This is a genomic window from Paenibacillus sp. RRE4, from assembly GCF_031844205.1.
In the GTDB taxonomy this organism is placed as follows: domain Bacteria; phylum Bacillota; class Bacilli; order Paenibacillales; family Paenibacillaceae; genus Paenibacillus; species Paenibacillus xylanexedens_B.
This window is the reverse complement of record NZ_JAUZUT010000001.1, coordinates 3,590,687-3,608,935: the sequence shown is the minus strand read 5'-3', so window position 1 is coordinate 3,608,935 and position 18,249 is coordinate 3,590,687. Positions and strand designations below refer to the sequence as shown.

General features: G+C 41.2%; 18 protein-coding genes and 1 pseudogene. 14 read left to right on the top strand and 5 right to left on the bottom strand.

Annotation, left to right across the window (positions count from 1 at the left end):
• Nucleotides 1-221: 221 nt before the first annotated feature.
• Together Q9R46_RS16240 and Q9R46_RS16235 are read right to left on the bottom strand one after the other, a co-directional pair.
• Complete coding sequence (locus Q9R46_RS16240; protein ID WP_311280737.1) at nt 222-1,394, bottom strand: mannitol-1-phosphate 5-dehydrogenase; 1,173 nt, start codon at nt 1,392-1,394, stop codon at nt 222-224.
• 45 nt (nt 1,395-1,439) lie between these two features.
• Entirely contained in the window at nt 1,440-2,108 is a 669-nt protein-coding gene (locus Q9R46_RS16235) for an HAD family hydrolase (RefSeq protein ID WP_145332317.1), read from the bottom strand.
• Nucleotides 2,109-2,626: 518 nt separating this feature from the next.
• Between Q9R46_RS16235 and Q9R46_RS16230 the strand changes: the two genes are divergently transcribed.
• Both Q9R46_RS16230 and Q9R46_RS16225 read left to right on the top strand, forming a co-directional pair.
• The gene (locus tag Q9R46_RS16230; RefSeq protein ID WP_311280736.1) at nt 2,627-3,574 is read left to right on the top strand and encodes an ADP-ribosylglycohydrolase family protein; all 948 of its coding nucleotides are present in this window, start codon (nt 2,627-2,629) and stop codon (nt 3,572-3,574) included.
• Nucleotides 3,575-3,640: 66 nt separating this feature from the next.
• A complete protein-coding gene (locus Q9R46_RS16225; RefSeq protein ID WP_311280735.1) occupies nt 3,641-4,933 on the top strand; it encodes an MFS transporter in 1,293 nt (430 codons plus the stop codon).
• A 106-nt stretch (nt 4,934-5,039) separates the two neighbouring features.
• On the opposite strand, the gene Q9R46_RS16220 is transcribed toward Q9R46_RS16225, so the two are convergent.
• Complete coding sequence (locus Q9R46_RS16220) at nt 5,040-7,472, bottom strand: galactose-binding domain-containing protein (protein ID WP_311280734.1); 2,433 nt, start codon at nt 7,470-7,472, stop codon at nt 5,040-5,042.
• Nucleotides 7,473-7,939: 467 nt separating this feature from the next.
• On the opposite strand from Q9R46_RS16220, the gene Q9R46_RS16215 reads away from it, so the two are divergent.
• The 9 genes and pseudogenes from Q9R46_RS16215 (at nt 7,940) to Q9R46_RS16175 (ending at nt 15,256) form a co-directional block, all read left to right on the top strand.
• Entirely contained in the window at nt 7,940-8,872 is a 933-nt protein-coding gene (locus Q9R46_RS16215; protein ID WP_145332311.1) for an alpha/beta hydrolase, read from the top strand.
• 234 nt (nt 8,873-9,106) lie between these two features.
• Nucleotides 9,107-9,286, top strand: a complete 180-nt coding sequence (locus Q9R46_RS16210; protein ID WP_311280733.1) for a hypothetical protein — start codon at nt 9,107-9,109, stop codon at nt 9,284-9,286.
• A 126-nt stretch (nt 9,287-9,412) separates the two neighbouring features.
• Nucleotides 9,413-9,610: pseudogene (locus tag Q9R46_RS16205) on the top strand (RNA polymerase subunit sigma-70); the annotation flags it as partial.
• Nucleotides 9,611-9,874: 264 nt separating this feature from the next.
• A complete protein-coding gene (locus tag Q9R46_RS16200; RefSeq protein WP_188591407.1) occupies nt 9,875-10,075 on the top strand; it encodes a hypothetical protein in 201 nt (66 codons plus the stop codon).
• Nucleotides 10,076-10,338: 263 nt separating this feature from the next.
• On the top strand, nt 10,339-11,664 hold the full coding sequence (locus Q9R46_RS16195; protein WP_311280732.1) for a DNA sulfur modification protein DndB: 1,326 nt from the start codon (nt 10,339-10,341) through the stop codon (nt 11,662-11,664).
• A 2-nt stretch (nt 11,665-11,666) separates the two neighbouring features.
• On the top strand, nt 11,667-12,689 hold the full coding sequence (locus Q9R46_RS16190; RefSeq protein ID WP_188591405.1) for a phage lytic cycle repressor MrpR family protein: 1,023 nt from the start codon (nt 11,667-11,669) through the stop codon (nt 12,687-12,689).
• A 151-nt stretch (nt 12,690-12,840) separates the two neighbouring features.
• Nucleotides 12,841-13,545 carry a hypothetical protein gene (locus Q9R46_RS16185; protein WP_188591404.1) on the top strand — a complete coding sequence of 235 codons (705 nt, stop codon included), beginning with the start codon at nt 12,841-12,843 and terminating at the stop codon, nt 13,543-13,545.
• 136 nt (nt 13,546-13,681) lie between these two features.
• Nucleotides 13,682-14,872, top strand: coding sequence for an IS701 family transposase (locus tag Q9R46_RS16180; RefSeq protein ID WP_311280731.1), 1,191 nt, complete (start codon nt 13,682-13,684; stop codon nt 14,870-14,872).
• 198 nt (nt 14,873-15,070) lie between these two features.
• Entirely contained in the window at nt 15,071-15,256 is a 186-nt protein-coding gene (locus tag Q9R46_RS16175) for a hypothetical protein (protein ID WP_188591402.1), read from the top strand.
• Nucleotides 15,257-15,402: 146 nt separating this feature from the next.
• Here Q9R46_RS16175 and Q9R46_RS16170 read toward each other — a convergent pair whose 3' ends face one another.
• Nucleotides 15,403-15,678, bottom strand: coding sequence for a helix-turn-helix domain-containing protein (locus Q9R46_RS16170; RefSeq protein ID WP_188591401.1), 276 nt, complete (start codon nt 15,676-15,678; stop codon nt 15,403-15,405).
• A 187-nt stretch (nt 15,679-15,865) separates the two neighbouring features.
• On the opposite strand from Q9R46_RS16170, the gene Q9R46_RS16165 reads away from it, so the two are divergent.
• The 3 genes from Q9R46_RS16165 to Q9R46_RS16155 all read left to right on the top strand — a co-directional run bounded on the left by Q9R46_RS16165 (nt 15,866) and on the right by Q9R46_RS16155 (nt 17,199).
• A complete protein-coding gene (locus Q9R46_RS16165; RefSeq protein ID WP_188591400.1) occupies nt 15,866-16,333 on the top strand; it encodes a hypothetical protein in 468 nt (155 codons plus the stop codon).
• 226 nt (nt 16,334-16,559) lie between these two features.
• Nucleotides 16,560-16,883 carry a hypothetical protein gene (locus tag Q9R46_RS16160; RefSeq protein ID WP_311280730.1) on the top strand — a complete coding sequence of 108 codons (324 nt, stop codon included), beginning with the start codon at nt 16,560-16,562 and terminating at the stop codon, nt 16,881-16,883.
• Between the two features lie 16 nt (nt 16,884-16,899).
• Nucleotides 16,900-17,199: a hypothetical protein gene (locus Q9R46_RS16155; RefSeq protein WP_311280729.1), complete on the top strand. Its 300-nt coding sequence runs from the start codon at nt 16,900-16,902 to the stop codon at nt 17,197-17,199.
• A gap of 290 nt (nt 17,200-17,489) precedes the next feature.
• On the opposite strand, the gene Q9R46_RS16150 is transcribed toward Q9R46_RS16155, so the two are convergent.
• The gene (locus tag Q9R46_RS16150) at nt 17,490-18,089 is read right to left on the bottom strand and encodes a helix-turn-helix domain-containing protein (RefSeq protein WP_311280728.1); all 600 of its coding nucleotides are present in this window, start codon (nt 18,087-18,089) and stop codon (nt 17,490-17,492) included.
• Between the last annotated feature and the right edge of the window lie 160 nt (nt 18,090-18,249).

Below are 18,249 nucleotides of genomic sequence, written 5' to 3'. Positions count from 1 at the left end.
CGAAATTGTGGACAGCGTGTCTCCTGAAAAGAGGGGATGCGCTGTTTTGGTGTTGATGGAGAGCAGGATGAGCAGATGTTACAGCTTGTGGTGTTCGAAAAAAGAAACACTGGCAGAGCCGGAAAGAACAGGATCAGCACACGTTCCTCCCGGCTGTTTGCCGTGTTATTAATGTTGCTGTTGGTCAACGGCCTTGGTTGATTCTCAGCCTTGACTCAAGTTCAAGTGAGTAACGTCGGTACCTTGTGCCCTTGAAGCTCTTCATAACGGGTTATGATCTGCTGATGAAGGACATGGTCTTCGGGAATGCCCATGCGCTCGCGGATAAAAGGAGAGAGGCCGTCTTCATGAATGAAACGTTGCATCTTCATGGCTTCCTCATCGCGTTTGTCATCAAACAGCATTGCGGCCGCCATCGCAGAGGTTAAGTGAGGAACAGCCATTCCGAATTCACTGGCCTGCATCGCTGGACGAACAAGCCGGTCATGAGGTGAAAGCTTGCGAAGTGGAGAACGTGCAACCCGGGTTACTTGGTCGGTGAGATTGGGGTTGGCGAACCGTCCCAATATCGTATCGATATATTTTTGGTGTGTTTCCGCGTTGAAACCGTGTTTACGAATCAGTATGGCTCCCGTCTCTTCCATGACATGACGCACCTTGGCGCGAAGATGCGTGTTGCTCATGACCTGCCGAATAGTCTTCAAGCCTGCGAGATAACCGAAGTATGCGGCGACACAATGACCCGTGTTGACCGTAAACATTTTGCGCTCGATATAAGGCTCCAGTGAATCAACATAGTGAACGCCTTCGATTTCTTTAAAACCATCCAGCAGTGCCGGGCGGTGAACGACCCATTCATAAAAAGGTTCAACCGTGACCTGCAGCGGGTCTTCGTGGTTCTGAGCCGGAACAATCCGGTCCACAGCTGCATTGGGGAAGGAAACATAACGTTCGGCTTTGGCCCGGGTGGACTCATCCAGAAAAGGATAGATACGCTTTTTCAGCCGGGTGCTCCCGCCGATCGCATTTTCACAAGCGATAATATGCAGAGGATTGTGATTATTGGCTTTCATGCGCAGATAGATGCCTTTTGCAATCGGCTCGGCGATATCCCCTAGGGCAGATACACCTACTGCTGTCGTAATGAGATCAGCGGATGCGATCTCTTCCGCGACACGATGTTGCTCGTTTACGTTAATTGCGGTTACGTTGTTTACAATGGTTGTGTCTTGTTCCTTATTGGCAAGGGTGATCGGATACTCCCGCCTCTTCTGAAGCAATGATATTTTCTTTGGGTTACGTGCGACAAAGCAGACGTCATAGTCGGAAGCGGACAACATATGACCGATAAACCCACGGCCTATATTGCCCGCACCAAAATGTACAGCTTTCATGTGTGAACTCCCCCTTTAAGATTGGATGACGAAATTCGTTCAGCCTTAGGCAGTGGTGACGAGTGGCTTCGAGATCAAATCGTTAAATGGCAGGTCGGTCAGGCAGGATAGCCGCTGGTGAGGCATATCGAATGCCAACGTTCCAGTGATGGTGTTCGATATAACAACGCAATGCATTCCAGCAGCAGCAGCTGCACGCGCGCCGTTAGGTGAATCCTCAATGGCTACGGCCTCGTCTGCAGTTACTCCAAGGGCTTCCAGTGCTTGATTGTATAGTTCCGGATCGGGCTTTACGTTGGCAACATCATCTGCCGTGCGGATCACTTCGAAATAGTCTTTTAATTTCAGTTGCTCCAGGTGTTGCTCTACCCATTCACGTTTGGAACTGGAAGCTACAGCGAGCTTTATGCCGGCTTTGCTTGCTTGTTCCAAATATTCATGTATACCTGGGCGAACCTTCTCTTTGTTCATCAATGCAGCATGCTGCAATTGAACCGATTCCCTGAACTCATCCCGATCAATCGGAAGGTTCAAATCTGTGATCAGGTATTCGTACGGATTAAAGGTTTTGAGACTGGTACCAATGCACCCGGAGTACATATCAAGTGTCAGATCAACACCGTGTTCTTTGTACGCATCCCGAAATGCAATATACCACGCTGTCTCTGTGTCAATAATCGTTCCGTCGAAGTCAAAAATCAGTGCCTTAATCATACATTTGTTCCTCCTGTTTTCAGAATTTGTGTTGGGATTGGAAATAAAACATTTTATTTCGTAAATTTTCTGCAAATCAATTCCCGTATATTCATTAACCTGCGGAACATTAGTTGACGCGAAAAGCTGAAAATGAATATTAATCTGGGAAAAAATATGCGTTAGATCTAATAAAACCGTACCACAGGACGAAGAAGAGGGTCAAGTGTGTCATGAATGTTTACATTGTAAATTTTCATATGTGTGACTTGTTTTCTGAAAATATAAAACCTTGCAAATCGTTAAGCCCTTTGCATGTAAGCGGTGTAATGGATGAACGGTTTTTTCAGCACGAAAAAAATAAAAAAAAATTGTTGAAAATGGATCGGATTTGACCATCCAACAGCTTTCGACACGTTTATAATAGAAGAAATGAATCGGCATGTTTTGTTTAATTTGCTTTACGGCAGATCAGCGCATGTGGGAAAATAAGAGAATGAGCTTGTAACGCGATAAGTGATGTGAAGGAGGAAGAGAACATGCTGCAAAAAGATCGTTTTGAGGGTAGTTTGATCGGGCTTGCAGTGGGAGATGCGCTCGGAACAACCGTTGAATTCAGCAGTCCAGGAACCTTCGAACCTCTTACAGATATGGTGGGCGGCGGAGTGTTTGGATTAAAAGCGGGAGAATGGACGGACGATACCTCTATGGCTCTATGTTTGGCGGAAAGTCTTGTGCGTCAGCCCAATTTCGATCCCGCTGATCAAATGCGCCGCTATACGAATTGGTATAAGATCGGTTATATGAGCAGTACCGGAGATTGTTTTGATATTGGTGGAGCTACGCGAAGCGCGCTTGAACGATTTGCTCGAACCGGTGAAGCCTACAGTGGATCAACGGACCCCATGACTGCTGGCAATGGCTCCATCATGAGACTTGCTCCAGTTGCCATGGCTTATGCGCTTCAACCGTCGGAGGCGGTTCGTTACGCAGGGCTGAGTTCGCGAACAACACATGCAGCGACGGAAAGTGTAGAGGCTTGCGAAGTGCTGGCAGCCATTCTTGTGGCGGGATTCCATGGAGCAGACAAGGCGACAATGTTATCTCCAGAGACGATGAAGCGCTGGCGGACGGAGAAAGGGAGTTCTTTTTCACCTGCCATCGAAGCAGTGGTTATGGGGTCATACGAGCGTAAAGAACCGCCCGAAATTCAAGGCAGCGGGTATGTGGTTCGTTCTCTGGAAGCCGCGCTGTGGGCGTTCAACAAGTCATCCGGTTTTTCAGATGGCGTGTTGCTTGCCGTTAATCTGGGAGATGATGCAGATACAACCGGTGCTGTCTATGGACAGATTGCGGGTGCGTATTACGGGCGAAGTGGGATTCCATCCCAGTGGCGGGACAAGCTGGCAATGAGAGATACGTTTGCTCAATTAAATGAGACATTATGGTTAAAAGCTTTGGGCAACACCGCGCAGAGAAAATCATAGAACATGTAGAGAAAGAGCATGGCGTAAAACAATAGATATATGAGGGACAGGAGAAGGGGAAACATCATGAGTAAGACAGAACATTCATTAGACCATTCAACAGATGAACGGGGTGAATCGGCAGCATCCACGAGTAAGTCACAGACTTCAAAGTCTGGCAAACGTAAACCGTTTCCTTTGTCGCTGTTGTGCTTGACGATTGGGGCATTCGCCATTGGCATGACCGAATTCATCATTATGGGTTTATTGCCTAATGTGGCAACGGATCTGAACGTAAGCATTCCACAGGCGGGACAATTAATTACGGGATATGCACTCGGCGTAGCCGTAGGCGCTCCTATATTAACCGTGTTCACACACAAGATTCCGCAGAAAAAACTATTGGTGCTGCTGATGTGCATTTTCATAGTAGGTAACGCTTTGTCTGTTATAGCGCCTACGTATGGGCTACTCATCTCGGCACGTATCCTGACGGCATTTGCTCACGGCACGTTCCTTGGTGTAGGTTCAATCATGGCTACCAAGCTTGTAACACCGGACCGGAGGGCAGGAGCGGTATCGGTAGTGCTTGCGGGACTGACCATCGCTAATATTATCGGTGTTCCGTTTGGGACATTTATCGGTCAACAGCTTGGCTGGCGTTCTTCTTTTGGCGCGATTACCATTCTCGGCATTGTTTCATTGCTTGGTATTATTCGTTTTATTCCGGTTATTCCGCAAGGAACACCAGCTAACCTGGGACAACAGTTCCGCAATCTGATCCGTCCACAGGTATTGCTTGTGCTCCTTATCGGAGCAATGGGTTGCGGAAGTTTGTTTGCAGTTTTCACCTACATTACGCCGATGCTGGTTGATATTAGCGGCTTTGCGGAGAAGAGTGTAACCTGGATTCTGGTGCTCTTTGGCTTCGGTGTCACACTAGGGAATATGGTTGGTGGCCGTCTGGCGGACTGGAAGCTTATGCCTTCACTGATTGTGAACTTCGGTATTCTTGCTGCGCTACTCGCTGCATTAACGCTGACACTGCACAATCCGGTGTTGGCGGTAATCACGATCTTCTTCTGGGGTGTCGCAGCTTTTGGTATTATGCCAGGACTTCAGCTTCGTATTATGAATATGACACGTGAGGCTCCGCTGCTAGCAACGACATCCAGTCACTCTGCATTTAATCTGGGGAATGCGGCGGGGGCTTATCTCGGCGGATTCGCCATTACACATACAGGACTGATATCAGTGCCAATCTATGCTGCAGTCATTGCAGCACTTGGCTTGCTTGGATTGTTACTCAGCTTGTTTAAGCAGGATAAGAAATCTTTACCGGAAGGTGCAGAGGGTATTTATCCTGCTAATGCTCACTAACCGACTGCCGGTTCCTTAAATTACTGTGTGTACGAAATAACAAAAGATAAACCTCAGCCTCTTGTTGAAAACAAGAAAGCTGAGGTTTATTTCATTTTACTGCATTTTAATAGATTTCAAGCTCGTTAATTCGGACATAGGTTGGCTGATGTGAAGGTCCTCTGCTAGCGACGACACGGACCTTGGAGGTGTTAACTGCTGTAAAGGTATGTGATCGTGTCGTCTCCTGGTTGCCTGTGACTTGAACCAGGTTTACCCAGCTTGAACCATTCCAGTATTGCAGGTCGTAGTTGGCAAGGACATAACCTTTGGTTGTATATAGATCGATCCGCTGAATGGAACTGGATGCAGGCAGATCAAGAACGACATATTGCGGTAATGATGAATTACGATTATTGGCCCAGCTATAACTTTCCCCAAGCGCCGTGTTACGGTCGCCGTCATTGATTCGGGCTGTTGAGTACCCCGGATAGGTGGAGGAGGCGGTTATGGTTGCATTTCTCGCCAGGTTCTGCCCGGTTCCCGGATTGGTAGGGTTTTTCACCAGTCTCACGAGATTCCAGCGTAGCTCAAAGAGTTTGAAGGATTTATTAAATACAGCTCCTTCCCCCTTCACGAGCGCATCAATGGTAAGGGACATGGTGCTTGGCACACTGTTGCTACTTGTCCACTTTCCTGTGGCCTCAATGCCTGCGAACACACTGACCTCTAATATTTTCTTGCCTGCAATTTTCAAACTCACTTCAGCTTTGGCTCCTGCCCAAGCCGTAACTTGTCCTTCAATTTTATGTGTGACGGTAAGATAACGGCTCACATTGCTGTAAGGCTTGATTTGTACAGGAATATAGGCCCGTGTTTTACCTTTTACACCTAGAGTGACGGTATACCCCTGATCCACTTGGAATTCAAATGTGACATTGCCATCAATACCGATGACAAGGAATACCCCAACGGATACGGAGCCCAGACTGCCTGCACCGATATTGAAGCCCATAATCGGCACTTTAACTTCTTTTTTGAATTTGGCATCGCCTTTAATGTAGACGTTTGCTTTCTCGCCTGCTGTAAATTTCAGATCGTATTTTCCCCAGAAACCATATTTTCCTGTTACCTTGGGTGCGATCAATGTAAGTTTGCCGCCTGCTTCAACGTAAACTTTGTTACCGTTTGCATTCTGTTGATTCACAAGCACTTTTTTGAAGTCGCAGACAAACTCGTTGCCTGACTTTTTGCAAGTTGCAAAATCCCCTGCCCCGGCGGTGCGAATAAGCTCATTCATATCGATGGCGTTTGCATCAGTGAGGTCTGCGGAATTGGTTTGATCCAGACCTACTGGACCTTCTTCACCCTGATGGAGCAAGGTTTCGTCAATTTCATGAATCGGAGTTTCAACGCTCTGATCTAAGGTGTGTTCAACCAGCTTCGTAGGATCAACGGCTGTCAGGGCTTCATTGGTCTGAAGATCTGGATTCGAGATATTAGCGTCTTGCTGAATTGTGTTGTCAATGTTGAAATGTTTGATCTCTTGATCCACATTTATCTGATCATCTGATAGAGAGGAGGCGTCAGGCCGTTCATTGCTTTCCAGCACCATATCCAGATCAGGCATGACAATATTTCGTTCTTCCAAAGAAACTTCCTGCTCAGGAATATCATAGTAATCAAACAGTTCATCTACACCAGGCGTGGTGTAATCTACCATTAATCCATCTTTACTTTTGCTGGTGCTCGCAACTTTGATTGCCCTGGCGGAGGATTCATCCAGAAATATCTGGCCAGGAGAAAGCAGGTTTCCAATCGAAGCGGCTTCTCGGGAATTCAGTTCGATTGAACCTTTATCTTCCACCGTTTCGAAGACGGAATTAACGACGGGTAGTTTCTGCACGATGGAAGATGGCATAGGTTGTGTCGGTTTTAATTGATAATCCACCTGCTCAAACTGGCCGGAGGATGTAATCGGATTACTGACCCCCAGGCCGTCTTCCGAAATGGTAAACGTGATGCGGAAATAAGCTTCCGTAACAGGGGCATCCACATTTGTTTTGCCTGCCCAGATCCAACGTGCACTTGTCTCTTCCGGCATGCCTTGGATTTGTTGCCATGGATCAATGCCATAACGTCCAAAATCTGAAGCGCGCGCCCAGGATGTATCATCGAATCTTGGTTGTTCCCAACCCTCAACGTATCGTTCAGATACTTTCCAGTTGAAGTCAGTAACCAGATTTTCATCTTCATAACTGAGATCTGCCAGCAGTCCGGCATACGAACCCCAGTCCTTGGCTTGAACCGCAATAACATTTGTGCCAGGTTGAATGGAAACAGGGAATGCATAGGCTTTGGTCCAGTCATCCCCTTTACCTGCTTGTTTACCGTTAACAAAAAGTGAGAATTCGTTGTCGGCCGTTATGTATAGTTTTCCCTCGTTGTTAGAAGCAGAGTAGGCACTGGTAGGCCAAAGACCGACAAGTAAAGGCAGCAATAACGTGAAAACCAAAAATGAGGCCCATGTCTTTTGAATAGATGAGCGAAGTTTGTTCACAATCATTTCCCTCCCAAGAAATAGTTGGTTTGCAGAACAATCAATCATGCCGCCTGACTTGGTGAACTAAATGCCTGTAGACAAGAGAAAACGAGAAAATATTGTAATTTGGTATAGACACCTCCTTGTTTGAGATTATAATAAGGTAAAATATTCAATTTAACAACAGTAATTTACATTTTTTATAGTGTGGTTTTGTTAGAAAAGAGAAGCGTGGATTCTTTGCTTAATATAAAGAAAGATTATGTGTAGATACAATGTGTCGAATATAGTTGCAAAAAATGGATAAATAAGTTTAAATATACTATATAAGTAATTTTGAAAGAGAGAAATCAAGTTAAATCTACAAATTTCAACGTATTCTATCCCCAGTGCGTGTGACGGAAGGGAGGTGGTGGATTTATTTGTAAGGGCTTTCATGACAGAGGTATTGCCTATGATTAACCCAATTGAGAGGAGAAAAGTGAATGAAGAAACGTATTTCTATCCTTTTAAGTCTTTCTATGGTTGTTGCTATGCTTGCTCCAACGATGGCGTCTGCCACGGAATCTAGCGAACTTTCTGCTCAGAACACTGCATATGAATCTACCAATGCTTCCAACAATGGGGTGAACAATACTCTAAACTCTACGCCGGTTGTACCGGCACCACCGGGGTATGATGGCTATCGGAATAACATTCCACATGGGAATACGAACCTCATTACCTATTATTCTACGACGGTTGGCAACGCACGGAAAGCGATGGTATACACGCCGCCTGGATATTCACCGAATAAGAAATACAACGTGCTGTACCTCCTGCATGGTATTGGCGGGGATGAGTACGAGTGGGTTAACGCGATGAAACCGAAGAATATTCTGGACAACCTGTATTCGGAAGGAAAACTGTCCCAGATGATCGTGGTTATGCCGAATGGCCGTGCGATGAAGGATGACCGCCCGGTGGGGGATATTTATGCACCGGATAAGGTTGCTGCGTTTGAACGATTCGAGCAAGATTTGCTGAAGGATCTCATTCCGCATATCGAGGCAAACTATCCAGTGTATAAAGACAAGAACAGCCGTGCACTTGCTGGTCTGTCCATGGGTGGCGGACAATCTCTCAACTTCGGATTGAAGAATCTGGATACGTTCGCTTATGTTGGCGCCTTCTCGGCAGCACCGAATACGAAGCCTGTGAACCAATTGATTACAAACCCTGGACAGGCAGCCAGCAAACTGAAATTGCTCTGGATTTCCTGTGGAGGAAGTGACGGTCTGCTGTGGGTGAGCCAGAACTTTAAAAATGGTCTCAGCAGTATGAACGTTCCGCACGTTTGGTATCAGGATGTAGGCGGACATGAGCCAAAGGTTTGGAACAGCGGTCTCTATCAGTTCGCGCAACGCATTTTTAAATAGTACAGAAGCTTCCATCCAAAAGTAATCATCTCAAAGTTCCATCCACACTATTCTTTAATAAGAGTATAGCGTTAAGGGGGAGCGATGGGATGAGCATCAGCCTCAGGCCTGTATTTCATAGTGCCTGAGGCTTTGTGTATTTTGGGTGTAACCGATTCAGATCAGAAGGGTAAATAGTATAGTATAGGATGAGACATACATAGTAGTTTCGTGAAAGAGGAGGGACCGATTACAATGTTTTATTACAAAGGGGCATTTCGGGAAACGGATAACGTGATCTATTTTAAAAGCGAAGTTCCGCTGGTACAACATGATGTGATTTTGTTTGGTGAAAGGAAATATTTTATTGAAAGTGTAGAGAAAGAGTTTTTGCTGCTGGAGAGAGTGGGTTCAATTGTTACGGTGAGTGTGTAAAGTGTTTATTTAGATGCAGATTTAATGGTACGTGCACTTCTAGGCCTCTGCCCACATACAATAGATCGACCCTGTTCCCTTATGTGCTCAGGCCAGATCGTTGTAAAACTGCAGGAGGTGTCATCTGTGCCCGGATTGTTTACCGCAATAGCCCTGTTCATCAAAGAATTAACGTTACTCGTTTCGTATGTCAAAAACAATGCGTTTCCCCAGCCGCTCGCTGAGGATGACGAAGCCAAACACCTGCGCCTCATGGCTGAAGGTAATGCCCATTCGCGCAATCTGCTCATTGAACACAATCTGCGCCTTGTGGCGCATATCGTCAACATGATGTACACGCAAAACAAGGTAAGATTGAAGATGGAGCAACTCTTATTCTTAAAGGGAAATTGACTCTCGAAAAGTTGGTTAGGGGATCAAATAAAACACGAAAAGCAATTAAGAAAACATCCACTGTACATATAGTGTAGGACTAAACTCTATATGTAATAAGAGCGATTATTAAATCGTAAGTTTAAATACTTGTGATTTGCAAACATACTATAGTTACATGGTATAATATTCCTATATAATAAGGGAAGTTTTTACATGGGATCATTATCTTTAAAGGACAAGCTTATTCTTTTCGGCGGTTCTGCATTTCTTATCTTATTTTACATTGCTTACAAGACAGACTATAGCTATCAAGGTGTGGGCGATCTTATTGGATACTCATTTGAACATTTATCAGGCTTTATAGCATCAGTTCTTGCACCGCTTAAACCACAGATACCAACAATAAACTTCTAGGCAGCCCTCACACGGCTGTTTTTTATTTGCCTTATAATTGTTCATCTAGCTCCTAAAAATCAAACACAGCCACTCCTAGCTCTATATAATCGTGTCTCTGGGTGTCACTTGATGACACCCTAACTTTAAGAACGAGTTCCGAATTTCGGAAGTGTAATGTTCATTGAAACAGTGTCATCAATTGAATCGCAAAATTTTACTTAACCATGTTATTTTAGTTTAATTGTGATACCATATTATATGTATGGAAGGAGTTCATGCATATGAAAATAGACAGATCAGAAATTGAGAAATTAATCATTACACAACTTGAAGAAATAAGCGATTCGAAGAAACTAAAGTATCAATTTAAATATCAGCTTATTGAACTGAATATTTCTGTAGAAGTAATCGACTCACTATTGAAAAAAGCAGAGTATGTTTCACAATACATTACACAAATTGATGCTTCAATATTGTACGGTGTATGCCAAGCTTTATTTAATGTGACAGGTAAGGAGCAATTAGATCCAAACCAACTTTTCGGTAAACGTGAGATAAGAGATGCTCAGGATAACCTTAAATCTATACTTCAGAAAAGAATGGAATTACCTATTTCATTTTCAGACACTACCATGCTTAAATATGACAGCTACATAACTAAAATTGCTATTACAGATTTAGTGAGGATGTCTGAGAGTCAATTAATTGTGTACGATTACGAAACTCAACGTGGTGCTAAATATGCAGTTAACCAGTCTGAAGGAGTCGTCAAAACACCAATTGTCAATAAGGCGAGTGTTAAGAGGATTGCATCTAAAATGGCTGCTAATCACTACTTTGAAGATATGATTACACTTAATGTATTCTCGACAGAAGTTGATCCTGTGGCGTACTATGAGGACTCTAGAACACTAACTATTAACGATGGGGCAGTTATATCTATACTCGATGGTTTCCACCGCTTACAGGGTGCTATAGCAGCTTTACAGATGAATCCTAATTTAGATTTAGACATGATACTTTCTATTAGGTCATATGACCATGAGACAGCTCAAAAGTATTTTGGTCAGATCAATACAATTAACGTATTGAAGAAGGAAAGAAGAGATGAGCTTGCACAGGAAAGAATGTCGGACAAGGTGGTTGCCATTCTCCAGAGGAAATCAGAAATTGGAAAGCAGATTGCTTCAGCAACGACAGTAAATGATTTGGCTGGTGAGTTGACTACTTTTGATATCATGAGTTTCTCAATTGACCGCATGTATCATTTCGACAGACAATTAGACGTAATTAAAACTTCAAATTATCTCAATGATTTCTTTACTTATTTGGTTGGAAGTTATCCAGAAGAGTTTTCAATTGACGCTGATAAGCGTAAAACTCCAATTATGAGCCATCCATTGATGTTTATAGGATACATTGTTTTATCTAAGTTCATGAAAGATCTTGATATAGGATTAGATCAGATAGAACAATATGTGAACTGTATTATTTCTGACTATAAAGAACTTGAGATACTTCTAAATGCCAAGAAATCACTCACAGGAAACAAACGTATCCGTAATCAAATAATTAATCACTTTGAATCTAAGCTCAGAGGGGAATAACAGTGAATAAGATATATGATGATCATCTATACAACGAGTCGCAGAAAGAGCGATTCCTGCAAAGACAGAATGAGAATACAAAAGAAGCATATTCTAGAGTACTTCGTAGAGCATCGGCTATCGAAGAACGGTTAGAAATGGACTTATATGATTTTAATTTAAATGAAATCAAACAAGTATTGCTCCTATTGCAGTCCACTAAACTTGCTACTGTCAGAAGCACAGTGAGCATCATTCAGAATTATATTCGTTGGGCTATTGAGCAGGATTTACGTAAGGACAATATAAATCCGCTTGATGCTGTAAAAGGAAATAGACTTTATATTCAGTTTTTAGATGACAGCAATCCTACACTCTTCAGCGAAGAAGATATAGGAAATGTTGTTGATGGATGTTTAAACTTTCAGGATAAAGCTATAGTACAGGCTATATTTGAAGGTATCATGGGCAAAGAAAATAGTGAGCTGCTTAATATGAAGATGGAGCATATTACTCAAATACGAGAAAATGACGAAATAAGATATAAAATAATGCTCTTCAATGATGGTCGTAAGGGTAGAGAAATCAGGGATATAGCGGTATCAGACTACCTATACAATATTCTTAGGATTGCAAATCAAGAAGAGAGATACATTAAAAATAATGGTGTTCTTAAATCGAACATCAAAATTGATTCAAACGAATTGATTGATAATGATTATATAGTCAGATCTGCTGTAAGCTCGAAAATTAAGCAAAGTCTTGATGAGCCAACGACAAAGTATCTTGTCCAGTCTAGGTTGACTAAAATTGCTGAGTGGTACAACTTGCCACAACTAACTGTCACAAACATTAGGAATAGTGGAATGCTTAAAATGGCAAGAGATTTGTATATCAAGCATGGAAAACTAGAGAGAGAAGAATACTATAAGATCTGTGAGCATTATAACGTAGGTAGGCAACCCGATGGTTCGTACGCCTATTCAAGATATAAAGTTGGCTTTCTGAATATGGACAATTTAGGTTTGATATACGGTATAGGGTAGCCTATTGGGGTTGACATTGCGTCAACCTTTTTGTGTTTTCTATTTTGGACGTAACATTGACCAATTGACTTAAAAGTTGAACTTTATCTAAAACAAGCATATATTGTAATCTAAATGCTACAATTAAAATAAACATTAAGGTGGTTGTTTTATGAGTTTAAAAATCAATTTTTCTAGCCTTGAGCATTTAAAGTATGCATTAATGAAATTAGATTCATATGCTAAAACAACAGAAGGCTTTATTTCGAATGCTGATATTGTTGAAATTCAAACGGGAACACTTCTTATTAATGGAAAAGAAGAAAGAGAGTATATTAAACCCATTATCAAAAACGTTGAAATTTTAAATATATTTCCACATATTTCTCGTTCTTCTTTATTTATTACTATCTGTTCGACATTTGAAAAATGCTTGTATGAAATTGTTGGTTATATTTCTGAACAAAAGAATGTAACTTATAATCGAAATAAGAATACACACTTGTCTCTCCTTGAAAGATTTGAGTTATTCATGAAAGAGGAAGCTGGAGCAGTTTTACCTACAGGGGCAAATAGAGATCGGATTTTAGATTTAAATAAAATTAGGAATTGTATTGTGCATAATGACGGTAATATATGGGAGGAAGAGAGTAAGAGAGCCGAATTAATCTCTATAATATCTCCAGATCCTACAATAGAGTACTCACTTATGGAAGTTATAAATGAAGTGTTAGGAGAAAAGAATGTACATCTTTCACCAATAATTAAATTAACTGATGCAGATGCACAAAAGTTTTTCTTATTAAAGAATTTTTGTTTTGATGTGATTGATACATATATTAAATATATTGATGAATTTTTCACATTAAATAAATAATGCTTAGAAGAATTATTGATAAGTACGTAACTGTACTTGCTCAAAATTAGTTCCATGAAATGTAAATAGAGACACACTTGACTCCCTGCGTAAAATAGAAGTACCACCAACCACCCCACGCAGAGGAGAACAAGATATGTCTCATACGTCTACTTTATCACAACAAAACTATTGGAACAATCGTTGGAATGAGTGGAAACTTCCGTTTTATTTCTCCAAACCTGCACTTCACCACATCAAACATTTCGTGGATGGGATGCTTTCAACTGGATATACAGGAACGTTGACGGATATTCACCGGGAAAGCTTGCAAGAGCGGGATCGCCGGACGCTGAGTCATTTCTTAACTCACGGAAACTGGGAGGCTTCTTATCTGGAACACATCGTTCAACGTGCCGCTTTTCAGCAAATTCAGGCGTTCGCTCGGCGAGAACGTAGCCCCATGTTTGTTATTCTCGATGATACCGTGTGTGAAAAAACCAAGCCTTCGTCACAGGCCACACACCCGATTCAAGGGGCTTCTTTTCAATATTCTCACCTCCAGCGGCGACATGTTTACGGGCACGCTGTGGTTCAAACGCTGCTTCGCTCAGGGGATCATGTATTTCCTTTTGCCACAGCGCGTTACGATCCGCAAGGAAAAAGTAAAATTGAACTGGCTGGTGACATGATTCGGGCTGTCCCTCTTTCTTCCTGCCAAACCTATGTCCTGATGGATTCGTGGTATCCATCTGCTTCGATACTTCAAACCTGTGCGGAGCGCGGCTTTCATGTCATTAGTGGCTTGAAAACAAACCGCATTTTTTATCCGCAAGGCATCCGGCAATCGCTCCAAAGCTTTGCTTCATACATCTCAAAAACGGATACCGATCTGGTGACCATCGGCTCCTCCACTTACCGAGTATATCGTTATGAAGGTAAGCTTAACTTGGTCGAAAACGCCGTTTTGCTCCTGTGTTGGACTGAGGGAGAAGGCTTTGATCCCAAGCAGATGAAAGCTTTTCTACGTACAGATGTTTCCCTGAATAATGAAGAAATATTGAGCTATTACAGCAAACGTTGGGCGATTGAAACCTATTTTCGCACAGCCAAAGTTCAGCTAGCCATGGATCGTTACCAGGTTCGTTCGGCTCAGGCCATAGATCGGTATTTGACACTGCTTATGTTTGCCGCGTTGTGTTGTGCGTATCGTAGCCAGGGAAACCTGATCGATGGGTTACATCGCTACCGTATTCAGAAAAAGCATGACATGATTGAATTTATCTACAACCAAGCTCAGCGCGGAGCGACATTAGAGCAAATTAAAACACGGCTCAGAGTCGCATAGGGATACTGTCAGTTTTTTTAACTTACAAATATTTGAAGCGATTATGGGCAAGTACAGTACGTAAGTTAACTCTTAATGAAATTCTGATTTATATTGTCAATTTCTAGAGTAATTAAGTAGTAAAACAAAGAGGTTCCTTGCAAAACTCATTTTAAGAATGTAGAATTTAAATATAATTAAATATGTGGGGTGATTTCTATGAATATTCAAGCAGACGACTCCGATGAAGTCAGCAGGAGACTTTCTGAAAAAAATGGGGATAAACCATGTTTTCACTCACGCCTTATTAAAGAATACTTTAAAGGTGCTTCTACAGGGGACTTTATCTGTGCGGATTGTGGCAAAATAGGTTATGGTTCGGATTGGCCCGATAAAAATCAATAGAAAGTTCAACTGAGATGCAGATGCATCTCTTTATTTTTTAAGAAAGATTAATTTTACCCAATAGACAAAAAGAAACAGCGGGAGTGTGTTCTCGCTGTTTTTCATTTTGCTGATTATGCTATTTAATACTGAGAAAGATTGAGTAATTAATCTTTGCCACTGTGAACTCTTATAATGTTGGGGGTGTATTTAATCAAATCAGACACACCATAAACTTTACTATCTTTACCATAAACATCTTTAGAAATGGTGTTTAGAGTATCAAGAAGTCTCTGAAGTGTTTCAAGCTTAATTGCCTTTGTTTTACCTTCTGACATTTCAGTAATTAGGTTGGGTCTTAACTTAGCTTCAACAGCAAGTTTGTTCTTACTTATATTCAATTCTTCAAGGATGGAATTTAGATTAATGTCGATCTTGGACACTTTAACACCTCATTGTGTAGTTGTAGTACTATAGTCAGTATTGTAACACGCATTTCTTATTATATATAGTATATCTAAAAACGATAAATTAATTTAGTTAAACTATTTACATTTAATGAAATTCGATATAGAATGAGAGTATCGAGTGAAGCACAACGCAATCCAAACCAAAAGGAGTTAATACATAATGACACTGATTATCAAATCATCCACAACTACACAAGTAAAGGGGATCAACACTATGACAACTATTGAATCTGCAATCGCTACTCTTGAAATCAGTTCAACAGCAATCGTCCTTATTGCTAATATGAAGGCAATCCTTACAACGCCTGAGTTGATCACTGACTTTATCCAACGTGTAATTGATCACCCTGCAAATAATGAACGCTATGGTAACAGTAGTGCAACTAATCTTGTGTTATATGACATAAGAAAAGAGCAACTTGCACTCAATTCAATATCTGATGATTCTTTCTTGGATATGTACTTACTCAATCCATTGCAAGCATTGCGTGTCTACTTCAAGGAAAGTATTGTGCCTCACGAAGTAGAACGTATGAAACAATGGGGAGTTAACGTAAATGATCTGATTACTGCAAAAAAGTTTGATAAGAATATCCGTTTTGAACGTGCAGTAATGCAACTTGTTTAATGATATTAAATAGAGAATGTGATGGAACAAGCAACATAATATTTTTGTGAATTCATTTAACAATGGTTTAAATATCATATATATTGCTCTCTCTGTAAATACCATCTCCCCAGATGAAGAAAGAGCAATATATATGAATGATACTACACGATTATACCACATTTGATGAAATGACTCTTTCATTCCCACCTGACCACGTAAAAAATTGAAATTAGAGGGATAAACCATGAATCCTATACTATACATTAAGGGTTTGATTAAGGATAAACGTAATAAGCGTTACGAAGAAGAGTATTACAGGTTATCTGAACAGGAACAATCTTACTGGACGCTTAATAAATATCAGATGCAACGAGAAGTCATAGATGTATTCTTTAAATCTCCTTCACCATGTGCTTTGCTCACATTAGCTTTACTGGATCGTGCAAGGCAGTCACACCCACATTGGACAATACTAATGAAGGTTATCGATGCTAACATGAATCATAAACCACAATCCTTTGCCCTGGAGACATTATACACAGAGATTCTTGATGCTCCGGTGGTATAGGAGGGGGAACGATTTAATGTATTACGAAGAAACCTTGTTTGAGACAATAATGAATTTGGAATACCGTGATGTTCCTCATTATAAGGTTAAGAAAGAGATTGTTTTAGGAAATAAGCAGCCTAGGCCAAGAGAATATAACATTAAGATGCAGCCTGAAGTAAAGCAAAAGACATGTGCATTTGACTTGGATGTGTTCTATAGCGACTTAGTTAAGGAAGGCTCTAGGTCAGATACAACAATAGAACGGCGTTTGCAGATACGTAGCGAGTTAACATTGATCAGGAAACAGAAACGGTTATTTATGAAGAATGAATAGATTGATGAGGATGGTGCAAAATTGCACTGTCTTTTTTGTTTTGAAGCAACGTCAACTTCCATTGGGACTTTGGGACATGATGTCCTAGAGTTGATAATGGACTTCAATCGTATTCGAGTGAAACTTGTCTCACCATTTTGGGGAGCAAAATTTGATTCATTCTAAGTGTATCCTTGCTGGAATAGTCAATTTTAGTGATTTCTTTATAAGTTTAATCATCCTCTCATGTTATATGGTTGTAGCTGCTGTCTATTAGCATTTAGTGTATTTATGTTTAATTCAAAATGAAATCAATCGAGTTTAGGCGGGTAGGAGCTCTTAAGGTAGGAAAGTCTCCAGTCAATGCTAGTTAGTGGGGGATAATATTCACTGAGGTTTGAAGAAATTCTATTGATTGTTTCAGCAACTTCATTATCGATGTTACGAAGTGTCTTTTTGGAGATAAAAGGGATTTTTTCTAAGCGAGTATACAATCTGTCTCTGAATTCTCTTTGTTCAGCTTTGATTTTCAGCATGTCACTTATATATTCTTTAGTGATATTAGTATGTGCATCTATTTGATATTGTGTTAATTTATCACGGCTTTCAGAAAATATTTCTTCCAGTTCCTTAATTCTTTGTTCACTGACAACGTAACCCACTACACTACGCATATATTGCAGCTTGAAGTGAGCGCATAATTTATCATAGTCTGTTACACCAATTAGAAAATCTACACTTTCTCCCAATATGTCTGGAAGTTTAGAAAGCATATCTACATCTGGTTTACGTTGTCCATTTTCAAGATCTTCGTAGCTTAAAGTTGAGAGCCTTAGTTTATCAGCAATTTGGTACGTGTATAATGCATTTCTTTCTCTGAGGAATTTGAGTCTTGCTGAAAAAATCTCCATAGTTAACTCCTTGTATATTCAGGATAATGAATTTTTCTAGAAGTATGATACAGGCGAAGTTACTATCCCCATACTTCGAAACACTTATACATGAGACAGTGTATTACAGTGAATGCGATTCTAACGCGTTAATATCAATTAAAGATATACTTAAGACATT

Excerpts from the sequence above, each read along its gene's own strand:
- Q9R46_RS16240 (WP_311280737.1), bottom strand. The coding sequence starts at position 1,394 with ATGAAAGCTGTACATTTTGGTGCGGGCAATATAGGCCGTGGGTTTATC.
- Q9R46_RS16235 (WP_145332317.1), bottom strand. The coding sequence starts at position 2,108 with ATGATTAAGGCACTGATTTTTGACTTCGACGGAACGATTATTGACACA.
- Q9R46_RS16230 (WP_311280736.1), top strand. The coding sequence starts at position 2,627 with ATGCTGCAAAAAGATCGTTTTGAGGGTAGTTTGATCGGGCTTGCAGTG.
- Q9R46_RS16225 (WP_311280735.1), top strand. The coding sequence starts at position 3,641 with ATGAGTAAGACAGAACATTCATTAGACCATTCAACAGATGAACGGGGT.
- Q9R46_RS16215 (WP_145332311.1), top strand. The coding sequence starts at position 7,940 with ATGAAGAAACGTATTTCTATCCTTTTAAGTCTTTCTATGGTTGTTGCT.
- Q9R46_RS16210 (WP_311280733.1), top strand. The coding sequence starts at position 9,107 with ATGTTTTATTACAAAGGGGCATTTCGGGAAACGGATAACGTGATCTAT.
- Q9R46_RS16200 (WP_188591407.1), top strand. The coding sequence starts at position 9,875 with ATGGGATCATTATCTTTAAAGGACAAGCTTATTCTTTTCGGCGGTTCT.
- Q9R46_RS16195 (WP_311280732.1), top strand. The coding sequence starts at position 10,339 with ATGAAAATAGACAGATCAGAAATTGAGAAATTAATCATTACACAACTT.
- Q9R46_RS16185 (WP_188591404.1), top strand. The coding sequence starts at position 12,841 with ATGAGTTTAAAAATCAATTTTTCTAGCCTTGAGCATTTAAAGTATGCA.
- Q9R46_RS16180 (WP_311280731.1), top strand. The coding sequence starts at position 13,682 with ATGTCTCATACGTCTACTTTATCACAACAAAACTATTGGAACAATCGT.
- Q9R46_RS16175 (WP_188591402.1), top strand. The coding sequence starts at position 15,071 with ATGAATATTCAAGCAGACGACTCCGATGAAGTCAGCAGGAGACTTTCT.
- Q9R46_RS16165 (WP_188591400.1), top strand. The coding sequence starts at position 15,866 with ATGACACTGATTATCAAATCATCCACAACTACACAAGTAAAGGGGATC.
- Q9R46_RS16160 (WP_311280730.1), top strand. The coding sequence starts at position 16,560 with ATGAATCCTATACTATACATTAAGGGTTTGATTAAGGATAAACGTAAT.
- Q9R46_RS16155 (WP_311280729.1), top strand. The coding sequence starts at position 16,900 with ATGTATTACGAAGAAACCTTGTTTGAGACAATAATGAATTTGGAATAC.
- Q9R46_RS16150 (WP_311280728.1), bottom strand. The coding sequence starts at position 18,089 with ATGGAGATTTTTTCAGCAAGACTCAAATTCCTCAGAGAAAGAAATGCA.